Origin of the sequence: Commensalibacter sp. ESL0382, from assembly GCF_009725775.1 — a bacterium.
Classification (GTDB): Bacteria; Pseudomonadota; Alphaproteobacteria; order Acetobacterales; family Acetobacteraceae; genus Commensalibacter; species Commensalibacter melissae.
On record NZ_WNII01000008.1, the window covers coordinates 84289 to 102430 of the forward strand.

At 38.0% G+C, this 18142-nt stretch carries 12 protein-coding genes and 1 tRNA gene; 12 read left to right on the top strand and 1 reads right to left on the bottom strand.

What is annotated here, in order from left to right; translation table 11 throughout:
* The first annotated feature begins 433 nt into the window (after positions 1–433).
* The 9 genes from GM552_RS02480 to GM552_RS02520 all read left to right on the top strand — a co-directional run bounded on the left by GM552_RS02480 (position 434) and on the right by GM552_RS02520 (position 14691).
* Complete coding sequence (locus GM552_RS02480; RefSeq protein WP_370533579.1) at positions 434–2704, top strand: peptidase domain-containing ABC transporter; 2271 nt, start codon at positions 434–436, stop codon at positions 2702–2704.
* A gap of 1 nt (position 2705) precedes the next feature.
* Entirely contained in the window at positions 2706–4274 is a 1569-nt protein-coding gene (locus GM552_RS02485) for an HlyD family type I secretion periplasmic adaptor subunit (RefSeq protein WP_155565124.1), read from the top strand.
* 35 nt (positions 4275–4309) lie between these two features.
* The gene (locus tag GM552_RS02490; RefSeq protein WP_155565125.1) at positions 4310–6166 is read left to right on the top strand and encodes a tetratricopeptide repeat protein; all 1857 of its coding nucleotides are present in this window, start codon (positions 4310–4312) and stop codon (positions 6164–6166) included.
* Positions 6167–6201: 35 nt separating this feature from the next.
* The gene (locus GM552_RS02495; protein ID WP_155565126.1) at positions 6202–9288 is read left to right on the top strand and encodes a glycosyltransferase; all 3087 of its coding nucleotides are present in this window, start codon (positions 6202–6204) and stop codon (positions 9286–9288) included.
* Between the two features lie 116 nt (positions 9289–9404).
* A complete protein-coding gene (locus tag GM552_RS02500; RefSeq protein WP_155565127.1) occupies positions 9405–10433 on the top strand; it encodes a hypothetical protein in 1029 nt (342 codons plus the stop codon).
* A 70-nt stretch (positions 10434–10503) separates the two neighbouring features.
* Positions 10504–11778: a glycosyltransferase gene (locus GM552_RS09030; protein ID WP_198193409.1), complete on the top strand. Its 1275-nt coding sequence runs from the start codon at positions 10504–10506 to the stop codon at positions 11776–11778.
* Positions 11779–11929: 151 nt separating this feature from the next.
* Positions 11930–12997 (top strand): ABC transporter substrate-binding protein, encoded by a 1068-nt coding sequence (locus GM552_RS02510; RefSeq protein WP_155565128.1) that lies wholly within the window; start codon positions 11930–11932, stop codon positions 12995–12997.
* Entirely contained in the window at positions 12994–13929 is a 936-nt protein-coding gene (locus GM552_RS02515) for an ABC transporter permease (protein ID WP_155565129.1), read from the top strand. Before GM552_RS02510 ends, GM552_RS02515 begins: the two co-directional genes overlap by 4 nt.
* A 6-nt stretch (positions 13930–13935) precedes the next feature.
* Positions 13936–14691, top strand: coding sequence for an ABC transporter ATP-binding protein (locus GM552_RS02520; protein ID WP_155565130.1), 756 nt, complete (start codon positions 13936–13938; stop codon positions 14689–14691).
* Positions 14692–14836: 145 nt separating this feature from the next.
* Here the strand turns inward: GM552_RS02520 and ppa are convergent, their stop codons facing one another.
* Positions 14837–15361 carry an inorganic diphosphatase gene (ppa, locus tag GM552_RS02525; protein ID WP_155565131.1) on the bottom strand — a complete coding sequence of 175 codons (525 nt, stop codon included), beginning with the start codon at positions 15359–15361 and terminating at the stop codon, positions 14837–14839.
* Between the two features lie 291 nt (positions 15362–15652).
* Here ppa and GM552_RS02530 point away from each other — a divergent pair.
* The 3 genes from GM552_RS02530 (at position 15653) to GM552_RS02540 (ending at position 18106) form a co-directional block, all read left to right on the top strand.
* Positions 15653–15726, top strand: a tRNA-Ile gene (locus GM552_RS02530).
* A gap of 107 nt (positions 15727–15833) precedes the next feature.
* Positions 15834–17513, top strand: a complete 1680-nt coding sequence (gene ettA / locus GM552_RS02535; protein WP_155565132.1) for an energy-dependent translational throttle protein EttA — start codon at positions 15834–15836, stop codon at positions 17511–17513.
* 80 nt (positions 17514–17593) lie between these two features.
* Positions 17594–18106, top strand: coding sequence for a GNAT family N-acetyltransferase (locus tag GM552_RS02540; protein ID WP_347400606.1), 513 nt, complete (start codon positions 17594–17596; stop codon positions 18104–18106).
* The last annotated feature ends 36 nt before the right edge of the window (positions 18107–18142 follow it).

The window sequence follows — 18142 nt, forward strand, 5'->3', positions numbered from 1 at the left end:
CCTTGATGTTAGCATTTTTTATTTATTAAAATCAGGATACTCAATTGAAATATCTACCATAATTTTAATAAAATGAAATTTATTAAATAAATAAAAAAAAAGAATAAGAGGTCCATTTCGCATTTTAATTATTTGAATTAATTTTGATACTCCAAGTCCGGTTTGAAGATATGTGAAAAGAATGATAGGGTAAAACTCATTATAGTATTTATTGCATATTCAGCATGAAAAGAATTGAATTATTAAAATGATAATGATATTTTGGCAGAAAAATTGCAAAGCATTAATTGATATAGTTAATTAAGGAAATGATTTTATTGTTTATTTTAATGGTCAAATGAATTTATGATAATGAAGACTGCATATTAAAAAAAGCTGTCCTTATTAAAAATTTGTAAAATATTTTGTTAATTTAATTGATAAAGGATGATCGGTGGATCAACCAGATAAGGGCTCCATACAGTCAGGAGCAGGGCAAAGCAATAATCAAGGGAAAACGCAGAAGCTTTCCCCAATGATGATTCGTTTACGGGCAACAATGGCAGCTGCAAAATATCATGGGGTTGATCTTGATATACGTGATTTTGCAGCTGAGCCTGGTGAAGACTCTCCATCCCCGGCAACCTTGGCACGCTGGCTGAATAGTCAGGGGCTGATTGCTAAAGGGATGCGTTTGAAATGGCGATATTTGATACGCTTGTACAATTCACCTCCCATAGTACTAATGTTTAAGGATGGTTCCGCAGGATTGATGGTGGGTGTCAATCCTGAAAAAAGGATTGTTTTTTTAAGAGATCCGTTGAAGGGAGAGGGTGAACCTCCTATTCCTGTTGAAGAAGTCCGTTTAAGGCAGGCATGGACAGGTGATATTCTTCTTGTAAAGCAAAATAAAAACCTGTCTGAAAGTGAAGATAAGCTTGATTTTAAATGGCTTTTCAAAATGGTATTGCGTGAACGTGCCTCCTTGCGTGATATTTCAATAAGTTCGATGATAATCAGCGTTTTGCAAATTTTTCCTGCTTTTATAGTGATGCAGGTTGTAAATCGGGTGGTTGCTTTTCAATCAATGGCGACACTGGTATCGATTAGTGGATTGTTGATTGTCTTAAGTTTTTATGAAATTTTAATTAGTTATGCCAGACGAGAGATTACCAACGTTATGGCAACACGTTTGGATGCTCGTATTTCAATTCATACCTATAATCGTTTGCTTTCTTTACCGTTGGAATTTTTTGAACGACAACAGACTGGTCGTTTGATCGGAAAGGTTTCTCAGATATATCAGGTGCGAGATTTTATCACGGGCCGTTTAATGACAACTTTTCTGGATTTGTTTACATTAGTTGTTATTTTACCATTCTTATTTTACATTAGTGTTATTTTAGCATGGCTGACCGTTGTTGCAGCAGGTTTAATAGGTTTAATTGTGGTTATTTTTATTAAACCCTTAACATATTATTATAGTAACCGTATTGAAGCGGAAATGACACGTGGATCAGCAATGTATGAAACCGTTGCGGGTATACGAACTGTTAAAACTTTAGCTTTGGAACCTTCCCGTCGTCGTGAATGGGATAATATTGTTGCTGAGGTTTGTAAATGGCGGTTATCAACAACGCGTATGCAAAATTGGCCTGAAACATTGGTTATGCCGTTGGATTTCTTTATCAATCGAGGGATTATTCTTATTGGTGCCTTTATTTGTATAACCAATCCAACAGCGGGAGTTGATGCCGGTGCAATTGTCGCTTTTATGATGCTGGGAGGTCGTGTCGCGGCTCCTCTCGTTGGATTGGCTAAATTAATGACCGTAATAACAGAAGTAGAAACCTCATTATTTCAAGCGGGGGAAATATTAAATAATCCAACGGAAACAAAAGCGTTGACTACAGGATTAAGACCAAAGATTATTGGTGCGCTATCCTTTGAAAATATTAATTTTACATATCCCGGGGGAAGTAGTCGGGCGTTAAAGGATTTAAATTTTTCAATTCCAGCAGGTACGATGTTGGGTTTGGTAGGACGAAGTGGATCCGGTAAATCCACTATAACGCGTCTTTTACAAGGCGTTAGCCGAAATTATGAAGGTTTTCTAAGGCTGGATGGTGTAGATTTGCGTGAAATCAATCTTACCCATTTAAGACGCTCTTTTGGTGTTGTTTTACAGGATAATTTTTTGTTTCGTGGAACAATTAGGGATAATATTACCGCTGGACGTCCCGGATTGACAATGGAAAAGGTTATCTGGGCAGCACGAATGGCTGGCGCTGAAGAATTTATCGAACGTATGCCCGCTGGATATGACACTTTTATCGAAGAGGGTTCAACGAATATTTCAGGAGGACAAAGGCAACGTCTTGCAATTGCAAGAGCTGTTATTCTAGACCCAAAACTAATGATTCTAGATGAGGCAACATCCGCTCTTGATCCTGAAAGTGAAGCATTGGTTAATGCCAATTTGGAGCGAATTGCCAAGGGAAGAACGATGGTTATTGTTTCACATCGATTATCATCATTAGTTAATTGTGATCAAATACTGGTTATGGATCAGGGTGAAATGCAGGCAATTGGAACACATGAACAATTGTTAGAAACCTGCGAAATTTATCGTACTTTATGGTTGCAGCAAAATCGACATGTTGATGAGAGAAAGCATTCAAAAAAGAATGAAGCCCAGAACCCTGTAATTACGGAAGGAACATAAAATGGTGGATGATAATCATAAAAATCAGTTGCCAGGAAATGTGAATTCTGAAAATAACAATGAAAAGTCTAATATTTCTAATGAATTGACAGATACTATTGAAAAAAAAATAAAAAAAACTTCAGAAAAAAAAGATGTTTCATTGACTGATGAACAGACAAGTATACCAGAAGGATATTTGCCTGCAGCAGATAACGAGACAGAATCTCAAGCTGATATGCCGATAGCTTTACTAGAGTTTACTTCACCTACTGCAGCTATTATCAATATGCCGCCAACGGCTTCTGCCCAGTATATTACTTGGGTTATTGGAGCTTTGGCGCTTTTTTCCATTATCGCGTTATGTGTGTTTCCACTTGACAAAGTGGTTTCAGCTCAAGGTCGACTGGTTTCAGTGGATCCACCTTTGTTAATTCAACCAATGGAAGAGAGTATTATTAAATCAATTGATGTTAAAGAGGGGGATTTTGTAACGAAAGGACAGGTTTTGGCTCATTTGGATCCGACAATTCAACAGGCCGATATTGATAATCAACGTTTACAAGTTGAAAGTGGACAGGCTGAATTTGACCGTTTGCAGGCCGAAGCTGCTAATAAAAACTATACAGTGGACCCATCTAATCCTTATTCGGTAGAACAGGGGAATAGTTTTATAAAAAGAAAACTTGAGTATGATGCGAAAGTTGATGGTTTCAACCAGAAAATCAACGAACAATCGTTTCAACTTAAAAACTTTCTCGCAACTACTGCTGTATTGAAAGGGAGATTACAAGTTGCATCTGATATTCATTTGATGCGGAAAAAATTGCAGGAACAACAAGTGGGAAGTCGCTTATCAACTTTGGGTTCGCAAGATACTTTAATGGATGTTGAGGATAAATTAATAACGGCACAACAATCAGCGAATGCCACGCAAAAGAAAATAGCATCTTTATTGGCTGATAAACAGGCCTACATTGAAAGTTGGAAGGGTGAAGTTTATAAGAATCTAACTTTAATTCAAAGACAACTGGCAAAAGATAAGGGAGAGTATGAAAAGGCAAAACTTCGTCGTAAAAAAGTCTTGATGAGGGCCGAACAGGATGCAATCGTACTATCAATTTCAAAAGGTTCTGTTGGTTCTATACTAAATTCTGGAATGCCGTTTATGACTCTAGTGCCTGTCGGTACAGGTTTGGAGGTTGAAGCTGCTGTACAAGATGCGGATGTTGGATATATGAAGTTGGGTGATAAAGCGATTATAAAATTTGATACTTTTCCCTATACGCAATATGGTGGAGCGGAAGCAGTTGTAACAAATGTTAGTGCCGATGTCTTTCAGCCTGGTGATACAGGTCAGGATATGAGTAATCGTCGGGGTGCAGCACCTTTACAATTTCGAGAAAAACCTTTTTATCGTGTAAGATTGAAAATCAATAAATACACTTTGCACAGTATACCGAATTTTTTTCATCCAACCCCTGGACTTACTGTTACAGCTGATGTTCATGTTGGTAAAAGAACAGCGGCTCAGTATTTAATGAATGGTATTGTACCTAAGTTAACAGAAGGAATGCGTGATCCACAGTAATGTAAAACATAAGGTGAAATTGAATTGGGAAATTTATGATGCGTGTTTTTTTTAATCCCTTGAATAAAGTCAGAAAAAAGAAAATTCAAAAACTTTTGAATAAAGGGAAAAAACATTATGAAAGAAAAGAATATGTTTCAGCATATAATTGTTTTTCACAGGGCGCATCTTTAAAATCCCCTGAAGCTCAATATTACCTGGCTTTATGTTATTTAAATGGACATGGAGTTGCTTTTAGCCTGCAAGAAGCGTCTTTATGGTTTGAAAGTGCGGCATCAGCTGGCTATAATGACGCTGAATATATGCTTGCATTATTATATATGCGTGGACTTCCCGAACTTAATGCAGTAACGGGACATGATATATTTACCCTAAAACAGGCTAAAGTTTCCGATGACTTAAAAACCGATTATGAAAAAGCTCGTTATTGGGCTCAAAAAGTAGCTGAAAATGGGTCTGCTGATGGTCAGGCCCTCTATGCTTACCTCTTATCAGAAATCACATCTGAACAAAATCAATTTGATGAAATAATAAAATGGTATGATAAGTCAATTTCCCAAGGTTCACCGCAAGGTTATATGGGGAAAGGATTATTTTTATTAAAAATTAGCAAAACCCAGGATGATTTTTCCAAAGCGGCTGCATTATTGCAAGTTGCAGCTGAAAATGGACTTGGTACGGCGATTTATACCTTGGCTATTATGTATGAAACTGGAAAGGGGGTTGAAATTAATCATGAATATGCTGTTCAGTTGTATAAACAGGCTGCGGAATTGGGTATCCGACAGGCGCAAGCATTATATGGCATTGCCTTACGAAAAGGAAATGGGGTTGAGCGGAATTTCGTTGAAGCTGAAACTTGGTTAAGACGTGCTGCCGTAGGTGGGGATGTAGAGGCTGCTTCGGTATTGGCCGATATGCTGGCATCAGGTAATAAGGATATACCACCTAATTATACTGAGGCTATAAAATGGTATCAGTTTGCGTTTTTAGAAAAACAGCATGTTGGTGCCGCTTTTGCCTTGGGATATTTATATTTTAATGGTTTAGGAGTTGTTAAGGCTGTAGATAAGGCAATCGATCTTTATAAATTTGCTGCTGATAAAGGATATTTGCCAGCGTTAGATATTCTTGCCGAAATCGCTCTTACAAATTCTCAATATATTTCTGTAGAAGAAGTCGTCGATAATTATTTGCGTCCCCAAGCGGAAAAAGGCAACAAGAAAATTATGTTAAAATTAGCGATGGCATTGACAAACAATAAAAATTCTGAAGTTGATTTAAACAAAGAAAAAGAAGCAAAAAAGTGGTTGCAAATCTGTTGTGATGAAGATGCAGAAGCTCAATATTGGTATGGGCGCATGTTGTTGCAGGGAGTTGCTGGGGAAAAAAATCTTAAAGAAGCTTGTAAATGGATCAAGTCTTCAGCGGAGCATGGGATAGTCAAAGCGCAATTATTATGGGCTTCCCTTTTGTCGGAAGGGAAAACGGAAGATGGAAAAATTCATATTCAGGAAGCTTTAGAATTTTTTAAAAAGGCTGCTGAAAAAGGTGATGCATCGGGCATGTTTTCATTGGGTGCAATTTATGGGGGTGGAAATCATTTAAGGGAAAATAGGCAGGAAGCTCAAAAATGGTTTGAAAAAGCTGCTGAATTGGGTCATTCAAAAGCTCAGCTGATGTTGGGACGTTATTTATATGACGGTTTAGCGGGAAATAAAGATATAGCTAAAGCGCGTTATTGGTTTGAAAAAGCAAAAGATAATGGGGAAAAAGAAGCAGGGTTGGTATTGAATGCACTAGATGAGGAAATAAATCAGCAAGATTTGAAACCTGTTAAAAATAAACAAGTGGAAGTGGCTCCTGGTTTGTTTATATTTCAAGACACATAGCTAATTTATATTTAATTGCTTAATTGTGAGGCGTTGTGTCAGGAAAAAATAAAGCACAATTAGTGGTTTACGCTAGAAAAAAAGCAGAAGGGCTCGAAAAACTAAGAAAGAATGCACAGATTGCATATTCAAAAGCCCAAGAAGCTAAGCAAAATGGACAAATTGAGATTGCACTTCAATGGATGTGTAGAGCGCATCATTTAACACGAGGCAATCCGAACATTATCTTTGATTTGGCAGTTTTAAATCTAAAAACTGGTAATTTAGAGGGTGCCCATGATTTATTGCAGCCTTTATTGAAGCAATATGATTTCTATGAAGGCTGGATAGCACAAGCAGTTATTTATTCTTCTCGCAAATCCTCAAAACAATTAATTGAAATTCTGAATTATTTTCTTTCTCATTACAGTCCATCCCCGGAAACATGGTTATTAACTATTAATCTCTTGAAACAGGTTTCAAATATTGTCGGCTGTTGTTGTATCAAGGGCTCATTAAATGAAATATGGATAGATTCATTTAATGATTATCCAGTCAGTATTTATTTGGATAATCAATTATTTATTAAAACAAATCAGCCAAAAATTATCCTGCCCTCAGGATGGCAGAAAAAATATAAAAAATTACGTATTGAACAAGATGGTGTTCCTTTTGTAGGCAGTCCTGTTGATTTGGAGTCAATTAATCTAACAATTGGGTTTGTAGAAGTTAAGAATGAAACATTAATCGGGTGGGTTTGGTGTCCAGCCGAGCCCAGTCGAATACCTTTGATCACTATAAAAGATTATAAGGGAAAGATTTATCGTCAATTTCAACCCAAGGATGATATTGAGGTTGTTACTCTTGAAACACCTTTATTACAGGCAAAATCTTTTAGAATTCCCATCCATGATTTTTCTGCCGGAATGTATTCTGTTCAAGATGAGTTTTTGCGTCATTTAATTGGTAGTCCTTTGGATCCTAGCTTGGAATTCAGGGCAAAAACTTTTTTAATCCATATGCAAACCCCTGCATATCATAAGAAAAATATTAAAATTTCAAATGTAGCTCATTTTTTTCCTGTTCAAGCAGTTTATAAAGGATATGACCCAGTAATAGATAAAAAATCATCAGAGGGCATAGTTATTGTCATACCTGTTTATAAGGGAAAACAGATAACATTGGATGCACTTCAGAGCGTATTGAATAGTGTACCGGAAAATGTAAAGATTCAATTGGTTAATGATGCTTCTCCTGATAAGGAACTGGTTGTTTCATTAAAGAAATTCATAGATGACCAGCAAGTTTTTTGCATTAATCATAAGGTAAATAAGGGTTTTCCCACTGCTGTTAACAGTGGTATGAAGGCTTGGCCTGGATACGATATTATCTTGTTAAATAGTGATACCTTTGTAGGAGGGAAATGGACCGAAACGCTTTGTCGGGCCGCTTATCAGGAAGAAAATATTGGAACGGTAACTCCTTTTTCAAATGATGCGGGTATTTATTCTTATCCTTATCACGATAAGAAAAATTTGATGCCTGATAATCAAACAATTTTTCATTTTTCAAAAATATTTAAAAAAATAAACGAGCATCAATTAATAGAGATACCTACGGCACATGGTTTTTGCATGTTTATCCGACATGACTGTCTGGCGCAAACAGGATTGTTTCGTGAGGATTTATTTGCCCAGGGATATGGTGAGGAAAATGATTTTTGCATGCGTGCACGGCATTTGGGTTGGAAACATGTTTTGGCAGCTGATTGTTTTATAGGACATAAAGGGGGTGTTTCATTTGCGTATGCAAAAAAACTATTAGGGAAAAGAAATACGGAAATTCTCAATCGGCTTTATCCAGGATATGATGAAATGGTACAGGATTTCATACGTGATGATCCGTTATTGCCATTCCGTCGAAATATTGATCTATATAGAATTCAAATCCTGCTTGATGCTCAAAAGAAACGTCATGAGAAGTATCAATTTGTTTTACTGGTCACGCATCAATTTGGTGGAGGGGTGGAAAGGGCGGTTCAAGAAAGAACAGATATTTTACGTTCCCAGGGCTTTATTCCAGTATTGATCAGACCGACAATTTTGGGGGATGGATGTCAGATTGAAATTCAATTCAAATCAAAAAGAAATTTGGAAAAAGAAATAAACCTGATTTTTCCCAATCTAATTTTTTATTTTCCTCATGAATTAGAAAAATGCCTAATTTTTCTACAATTTCTTTCTGTAGATTCGTGTGAAATACATCATTTGAAAAAACATCATAAATTGATGACAGATTTATTACTTAAAATAAATAAACCTTATGATGTATATATTCATGACTATCTGATTTTTTGTCCGAGAACCGTTTTGTTAAATGAAACCATGCATTATTGTGGCGATCCGAATGATTTGCAGATTTGTCAAAATTGTGTAAATAGTTTGTGGAAGGAAGAAAAAAGCCCTAATTTCATTGATATGGAAAAATGGTGGCATGATTCATGGAAGGAATTAAAACAGGCAAGGGCTGTTTATGTGCCTTCCAATGATGCATTTGAACGTGTTTCAAAACATTTTCCAGAATTGGGACAGTTGGCGTTAAAATTTCTGGAAGACGATCGTCCTGATCTCACTATGAAACAATTAACATTCTTTTCTCAAAAACCCTGCCAGTTGAATGGAAAGATCAAAGCTAGAGATAATAGTTCAAATCGTTTCCGTATTTGCTTAATAGGTGCGATTGGAGTGGAAAAAGGGTTTGATGTCATTCTTGCCTTACTTCAAGATGCTGATAAGCGTGATTTGCCGATTGAGTTTGTATTGGTTGGTCGTTCCGTGGATGATGATTTGCTAATGCGTTCCGGTCGCATATTTGTAACAGGAGAATATAAGGAGGAAGAGGCAGTTTCCATGGTGCGGGAACAAGAGGCTGATCTTGCATTTTTCCCGTCAATTTGTCCGGAAACCTGGTGTTATTCACTAAGCATTGCTTGGCGGGCTGGATTGAGGACAATAAGTTACGATATTGGTGCTATTGCTGAAAGAATTAAGCGAACTGGACGAGGAAATGTCATTTCGTTAAATTTATCTATTGCCAAACAGAATGATTTTTTATTAAAAGAATGTAAATATGTTGGTCATTAAATAAAAATTAAAATTTGTTTTGAGAAATTATTAATTTTTTATTAGTTTTAATAAAATATTATTTAGTTATTTTAACTTTGCTATACTTAGCCATCTTTTAAAAAGGAAATATATTAATGTCAAAGTCTGATGATCAATCAAATAATAATCAGTATCAACAACGAATTATTGATTTAAATGTAAATGGTCATTTAATGAGTTTGGACACTGGATTATATTGTATTTATCATGTTGCCAATCAAATTCCGGCTGATGAATTTGGTTTGCCCGGCCTGCGTATTTCTGTTCCTCCCTTCAAACAGAATGCTACAGTTGAGATCAAGACTTTTGAAAATGATGGGTGGCTAGGCGCTGAAAAAAATGCTGTTCTAGTACGTATTTCGGGAGATGCTGGTTTGGTTCTTGTAACAGTTTATCGGAATCCATCAAATAATTATCCCGCACCTCAATTACAGGTTATTCGACTTAATGATGCTTCTGAAAATGATAATTCAAATAATTTGACAAATGGATTGGGCAATCAAAATTCGGGTATCAATGAAAAAATAGCCAGACAGTCAAAGCGTGCGGTCGCTCAACAACAGAATGAAATTGAAAAAGAAGGCAAAATGCGTGTTGTCGCCCATGTTCAACGTCTTGGTGACGTTAGTGTCGAACTTGGAGATTGGATTGGTATTCCAGACAGTAAAACATGGATTGAAGGATTCGGTTTGTCATTAGATGATCGTATACAGCCAGAAGATATTGAATATCAGGCTGTATTGGGAAAAGGGTGGTTTTCTCCCTGGTATAAGGGTAATGAATTTTGTGGAAGTAGAGGAATGTCACTTCCCTTGTGCGGTTTGCGTGTTAGATTGAATGGTGATGCCGCGAAAAAATATACCTTATCCGTGAAAGCAACCTTTATAGATGGAACTAAATTAGGTCCTGTCGATGATGATACCATTCTTTCATCGGAAACCATTGCGCCTCTAGAGGCATTTAGCCTGGATTTGATTGATCATGACAAGGGAAAAAATAGCAAGGAAGTCCCTGAAACTCATGTTAGTTCTAGCAATGTGAAGAGTATAAAACCAAGAACTAATATCAAGGTTAAAAATGCTAAACATAAATCTTCATCTAATCAGAAAAAAACTGAAAGCTGATTTTAACCAATATTGATTACAAAAATTAATTATGTTTAATTAATAATTATTGAATTAGCTCGTTAAAATTGTGAAATATTTATTCATACATCAAAATTTCCCCGGTCAGTATTTACATATAATAAAATATCTTGCGGGAAAGCCTGATAATGAAATTGTTTTTGTCAGTCAAGTGACGAGGCGAACAATTGGGGGAATTCGGAATGTCTTTTACGGTAAAATTGATCCCGTAAATGAATTGCACTCTTCCTTGAACGAATTGCATCAGGCCGTTAAAAGAGGAGAGGAAGTTTACCAAACTCTTAAAAAATTAAAACAGCTAGGTTTTGTCCCTGATATCATTATTGGTCATCAGGGATGGGGGGAGATGTTGAATGTTCAGGATATTTATCCTGATGTTCCAATATTGAAATATTGTGAGTTCTATTATCATTCAGATGGATTGGATGTTAAATTTGATCCGGAATTTTTATCTGATGAACTGCTTCCGTCACGGGTCAGAATCAAGAATACCATTAATTTAATCTCTGCGAATAATCCAGGTTGGGGACAGACCCCTACGTTGTTTCAGTGGAAAACCTATCCTGAATGGGCGCGTGGACAAATTACAGTGTTGAGAGAAGGGGTTGATTTAAAGATTTGCAGTCCTGATGCAGATATATATAATCATACAATGAAATTCGAGGATTTCATCATCCACCCCAAAGATAAATTGGTCACCTATGTTGCCCGTGGATTGGAACCCTATCGAGGGTTTCATATTCTTATGCGCTCCTTACCCAAAATTTTAAAAGAACGTCCAGACGCAAAAATCGTTATAGTTGGTGGGGATCAAGTCAGTTATGGTGCTGCGCTTCCCGGTAAATTGACCTGGAAACACTATTTTCTTCAACAGTTGGGTAATCAGCTGGATCCCACTAGAATTTATTTTGCCGGGCTTTTGTCTTATCCCGTTTTTTGCAAACTTTTAAAACGGTCAGATGCGCATGTGTATATGACCTATCCTTTTGTTTTATCGTGGTCTTTACGAGAAGCGATGGCGATGGGTTGTCCGATTATTGCAAGTGATACTGACCCAGTCAAAGAATTTATTGTTCATCAGAAAACTGGAATTCTGACACCTTTTTTTGATAAAGAAAAACTTGCTGATAATGTTTTGGAGGTTCTAGAAAATAAGGATCTTTCAAGTAAAATCAGACATTTTTCTCGGGAAGAGGCTGAACGATCTCTTTCAATGGATATTTATTTAAATAATTATAATACATTAATCGATGATCTTATAAATCATCGAACGCCAGATCTAAGTCTGGGTAAATCCCCTGCCATGATTGGAGAGGAGCTGTAGATCATATTCGTAAAAGGGAATTTAAATACGTTAAATTATTGTATATTACAATTTTTTTTAAATTAAGTTATATTAAAATTGTATTTTATTGAAAAATACTGATATATACGTTTTTTGCCAAATTCTCTGATTTATAATAAGGAAAAACCTTATGGATTTTGATCGCATCAGCCGTCGTAAATTTACGCGTTCCTTTCTAATGGCTTCTGGTGCCGCTTTTATCGCCGGTCGTTGTGGAAATCAGGCCTTCGCTGAAGAGCAATCTCAAACTGGAGATAGTCATTTTCCTAATTTGGGAACAATGCAAAAACTTCAGGGTGCCGCAAGAAAAATAACACTTGCTTGGAGTGCGGATTCAATATGTACGGTTGCCTTTCCAGTTGCACAAGCCAAGGGTTTTTTTAGTAAATATAATCTGGATGTAAATTTTATTGATTTTGCAGGATCTGTCGACCAAATGCTGGAAACAATGTCGACAGGTAAGGCTGATGGTGCGTCAGGTATGGCCCTGCGTTGGTTGAAACCTTTACAGCAGGGATTTGATGTTAAACTTGTTGCGGGGTTACATTCTGGCTGTTTGCATTTATTGGCTTCTGGTACAAGTTCCATAAAGAATCTGGCAGATCTGAAAGGTAAGACAATCGGTGTTGGAGATATTGGTGGACCAGCAAAAAATTTTTTCAGCATGCGTTTCAGGGAAATCGGGATAGATCCTGAAAAAGACGTAAATTGGCGTCAGTTTCCATCTGACATTCTACCTTTGGCTATAAAACGTCAGGCGGTCCAGGCTGCAGGACTGGATGATCCCTTGGCTTATTTACTTAAGCAGGAACATCATCTTGTCACTATAGATTCCAATATGTCAGGTGAATGGGCAAAAATCGCCTGCTGTGTTGTCGGTTTAAGAGGGTCACTGATAAGAAAAGATCCATTGGTAGGTAAGGCACTTACTCAGGCAATTCTGGAAGCAGGTCAATGGGTGCATCATAATAAGGAAGAGGCGGCTGAAATTTTTAAACCCTATGCGCCCAAGGCAACTGTTGGGCAGTTAACTGAAATTCTTGAATCAGAAGGAACTCATCAACAGGTTATTGGCAGCAATCTCCGGCAAAATGTATCTTTTTATGCACAGCAATTAAAACAAATAGGTGTTTTTCCTCTTTCTCTCGATATAAATGCGTATGCCGATAAAGTTACCGAGGACATTTTTGCTTTATGATTCAAAAAGTAAAAATGGCATATTGGCCGCAATTGGCAGCTTTTATAATGTGGTTTGGGACTGCTTTTCTTACCTATTTTATCAAAAATGCTGATGATTTTCCCAGAACAACTGAATTTGCCTGTCTATGTATCATTATAGCGTTTTTTTGTATAGTAACGCTTCCATTTAATAAAGTTAGATATTATGGACCATGGTTGCTGGCTCTGGCTCTTATTACAGGAGGATGGGAAATTGTACAGGCAAAGTGGTTATTACTGCCGCGTCCTTTTTTTGGTGCACCACAGGAATTGTTGGATGTATTCATAACAGATTGGTATCGTCTACTGGATTCCCTGTTACATTCCCTAACGTTGCTGTTGGGGGGATATATTTTTGGTTGTCTTATTGGCTTTTTAATCGGGATAGGAATGGGATGGTCTTTACGTTTTGGCTATTGGGCCCATCCTGTATTGAGGTTTTTTGGACCTTTGCCACCTGTAGCTTTTTTACCTTTACTTTTTGCCGTTATACCATCCAGTTGGTTGGCGGGTGAACTGTTAATGGCATTTGCCGCCGCTTTTCCTGTTGCAGTATTGACATGGTCAGGAATCGCAGGGGTCAATCCGGGATATTATGATGTTGCCCGAACGATGGGGGCAAGCTCATCCTTCTTGATTCGTCATGTTGCCATTCCTGCGGCTTTACCTTTTGTTTTTGTAGGGATGTTCATGGCTTTGGGTTCCTGTTTCTATATGCTTGTCGTAGCGGAAATGCTGGGGGTAAAAGCAGGCCTCGGGTTCTATATGCAATGGGCGCAGGGATGGGCTGCCTATCCAAATATGTATGCGGCTTTAATCATCATGGCGGTAATGTGCACAAGCTTCATGACCCTACTTTTTAAAATTAGGAATCGTTTACTGCGTTGGCAAAAAGAAAGTATTAAATGGTAGGGATGTATGGCAGAAAAACAAAGGATTGACATCACACATTTAAGTCATGGTTATAGTCTGGATAATGATGATTTGCCGGTATTGGATGATATTAATCTGACAATTGAACCACAGGAATTTGTTGTCATACTGGGCCCATCAGGATGTGGTAAATCAACATTGTTACGAATGATAGCGGGGCTTGAGCAACCTTTGAATGGATTGATTCAGGCAAATGGACAGGAAATTTCTGAGGCAGATCCATCAAGAGTGGTTGTTTTTCAGGATCCGACCCTATATCCATGGTTGACAGTCTGGGATAATGTCAATTTGGGTTTCAAAATCCGTAAGGTAAAGAACGATCATGCCGTTCAACTGATGCTTGAACTGATCGGGTTGAATAGTTTTAAAAATGCCTACCCTCGACAATTATCGGGTGGCATGGCACAAAGGGTGGCGTTGGCCAGAGCCTTGGTTAATGATCCAGGCATTCTTATTTTGGATGAACCACTGGGAAAATTGGACAGCCTGACTCGCATTACAATGCAAAAAGAGTTGGTTCATTTATGGCAACAAAGAAAATTCACGGCAATTATGGTAACCCATGATATTGAGGAGGCATTGTTACTGGCAACGCGCATTATTGTCATGCGGCATCGTCCAGCGCATATCATAGGTGAATTTCGGCTCAATATGGATTATCCAAGGCATAGAGACTCGGAAGAACTGATTAAAATTCGTAAAGATATTTTTCATCTTTTGGGTCATCAATCAGATTGGTAAAAATTAGATCTACCAGCATATTTAAACGTTCAACTTTTATTTAAAGAAATAGGATGAATTATAAAAATCATTATTAATCTTTGATGATTTTTATAATAAACTAGGAGCAATTTTAAGCTCCTAGTTTATCTGATAAGCTATATATTTATTTTTTATATTTTTTAATTGCGGTTTCAATTAATTCACAAGCTTTTGCCTTATTGTCCCAGCCTTGGATTTTAACCCATTTACCCTTTTCCAAATCTTTATAATGGGTAAAGAAATGTTCGATTTCTTGGCGGGTAATTTCTGGAAGCTCTGAAACTTCATGAATTTTCGAGTATAGAGGATGAATTTTATTGTGTGGAACACAGATCACTTTTTCATCCATGCCTGATTCATCCTCCATTTTTAAAACACCGATTGGACGGGCACGAATAACACAACCTGGAACCACCGCTTCCGGAATCAAAACCAGCATATCAATAGGGTCACCATCAGCTGCAAGGGTGTTGGGAATAAATCCATAAGCAGCAGGATAAGCCATGGGGGTAAAGACAATACGGTCAACAAAAACAGCACCGCTTTCTTTGTCAATTTCATATTTTACTTTTGAACCCTTGGGAATTTCAATAACAACATTAATATCATTAGGCACGTCTTTGCCCGGTGCAATCTTAGAAAGATCCATAATCATGTTCCATTATTATTTAAAACAGGAATACTAACGAATTGCCGTTGATTTATCAATATATTGAAACGGGTTAAATTTCTAAACAGGGATGACCTGATAGTTATATCTGGACTTTATCCTAACATTTTGGAAAAATTATAAAAATATATCTTAAAACTTTTGATAATATCAGGATTATGGATAAATGAAATTGAATGGAATGGGTAATAATCAAAGTTTTTTTCAGATAAACGTAAAGAAAACGCTTGCAAAAATGATTGTTTTGCGGCAAATATGAGCTGCGTCAACGCGCCTGTAGCTCAATTGGTTAGAGCCGACCGCTCATAACGGCCTGGTTGCAGGTTCGAGTCCTGCCAGGCGCAGACGCTTTTTATCCAGCCTGAGGGCAATAAAAGATAACGGTGATTGTCTCAGGTTCTTCCCCCTAAATATTTAATACTAGATAGATGATATAAGGAGCTTCTTAACGATGGCTGGGCCTCAATATGTATATGTGATGAAAGATTTGACAAAGGCTTATCCCGGTGGTCGTGAAGTGTTTAAAGGCATAACTTTGTCTTTTCTGCCTGGGGTAAAGATTGGTGTTCTTGGGGTCAATGGTGCGGGTAAATCAACTCTATTACGCATTATGGCAGGCAAGGATAAGGAATTTGGCGGGGAAGCCTGGGCAGCTGATGGAATCAGGGTTGGATATTTAGAACAAGAACCGCAGCTGGATGAAACTAAAACGGTTGGTGAAAATGTTGCCGAAGGTTTTGGCCCTTTAAAAAAGGCTGTTGATCGGTTTAACGAAATTTCAATGAAATTTGCCGAGCCGATGGATGATGACACCATGAATGCCTTGTTGGCAGAACAGGCTGATCTGCAAGAAAAAATTGATGCCGGTAATGGTTGGGAACTTGATCGTCAAATTGAAATTGCCCTTGATGCGTTACGTTGTCCACCAGCTGATGCAAGAGTCGATAAATTATCAGGAGGTGAGCGACGTCGTGTCGCCCTGTGTCGTCTGTTGCTGGAAAAACCAGATATTCTTTTATTGGATGAGCCGACAAATCATCTTGATGCGGAAAGTGTTGCATGGTTAGAACAGACATTACGGGAATATGCTGGTACCGTTATTCTGATTACCCATGATCGATACTTCCTGGATAACGTTACGAACTGGATTTTGGAAATTGAGCGTGGCCGTGGTTATCCATTCGAGGGTAATTATTCTTCATGGCTTGAACAAAAGCGCAAACGTCTGGCTCAGGAAGAAAAAGAGGAAAGTGCACGTCAACGGGCCCTGGCTGCAGAACAGCAATGGATCAATTCCTCACCAAAGGCACGTCAGGCGAAAAGCCAGGCCCGTATTGCAAAATATGAGGAAATGCTTTCTCAAAGCCAGGAAAAGGCAACAGGTGTTGCGGATATTTATATTTCTCCTGGCCCCCGTTTAGGTAATGTTGTTATTGAAGCGGATAATCTCAGCAAAGGATTTGGTGACCGTTTATTAATTGATAAATTGAACTTCAAATTGCCTCCTGGAGGGATTGTAGGAGTAATCGGTCCAAATGGTGCGGGTAAATCAACCCTGTTCAAAATGATTATAGGTGCTGTTAAACCTGATGAAGGTGAGATACGTATTGGTGATACGGTAAAGTTGGGATATGTTGACCAGTCCCGTCATGAATTGGATCCCAATAAAACCGTATGGGAAGAAATTTCCGGTGGGACGGATGTCCTTTATCTGGGTAAGCGTGCAATTCCTTCGAGAGCCTATGTTGGAACATTTAATTTCAAGGGATCGGATCAGCAGAAAAAGGTTGGTGTTCTATCCGGTGGTGAACGAAACCGTGTTCATCTTGCCAAAATGTTAAAACAGGAAAGCAATGTAATCCTGCTGGACGAACCAACCAATGATCTTGATCTCGATACTTTGCGTGTTCTTGAGGAAGCTTTGGAGGAATTCCCCGGTTGCGCTGTGGTCATTAGCCATGACCGATGGTTTCTGGATCGTCTTGCAACTCATATCCTTGCATTTGAAGGGGATAGCCATGTCGAATGGTTTGAAGGCAATTTTGAAGCGTATGAAGAGGATAAGCGACGGCGTCTGGGCCCTGATGCAACAGAACCTAGTCGTATCAAATATCGTCCAATTTCACGATAATTTCGGTTATTATTGATTTAAATTGAAAAAGCCCATATGATTTTTGTCATGATGGGCTTTTTATGTAAGTTTTGATATCTGTGAACTGGTTGGATTTAAGAACTTCACGTTTGATTTTATCGCCGGTAAATTGGCAGGATATGCCGGATATTTTGGCTTTAAAAACGGATGTTTTGACCTTTAGTAGTATGTTGGGTGGTGTTCGAACTTCATGGCAAGTGCAAAAGGAAATGGCTGAGGATATTCTTTATTGGGGATCTCATAGGATTGGCATATATACTGTTCGCAAGCATATTCAAAATAGAACAGGTCAATTTTTGGGAATAACAGGGATACATTTGCGCAATGATAACCGTGGGCATGCATTGAGATTTGCACTATGGGGATGGGCGCAAGGGAAAGGATATGCCCGTGAGGCAGCATTTGCTGTATTGTCGGCCGCCCATGAGCGTGGGTATCAACGGATAGTGGCGGTTACCAAAGAAAGAAATATAGCATCTCGTCGTATTCTTGGAAGTATTGGCATGAATGTTGAGGAGCAATTCGTGCGTCATGGATACAAGATGCTAACTTATGTCAGTGTATTATCGTAGAGAGAATGACTGTATAGTCCGACCAAAATTTCAAAT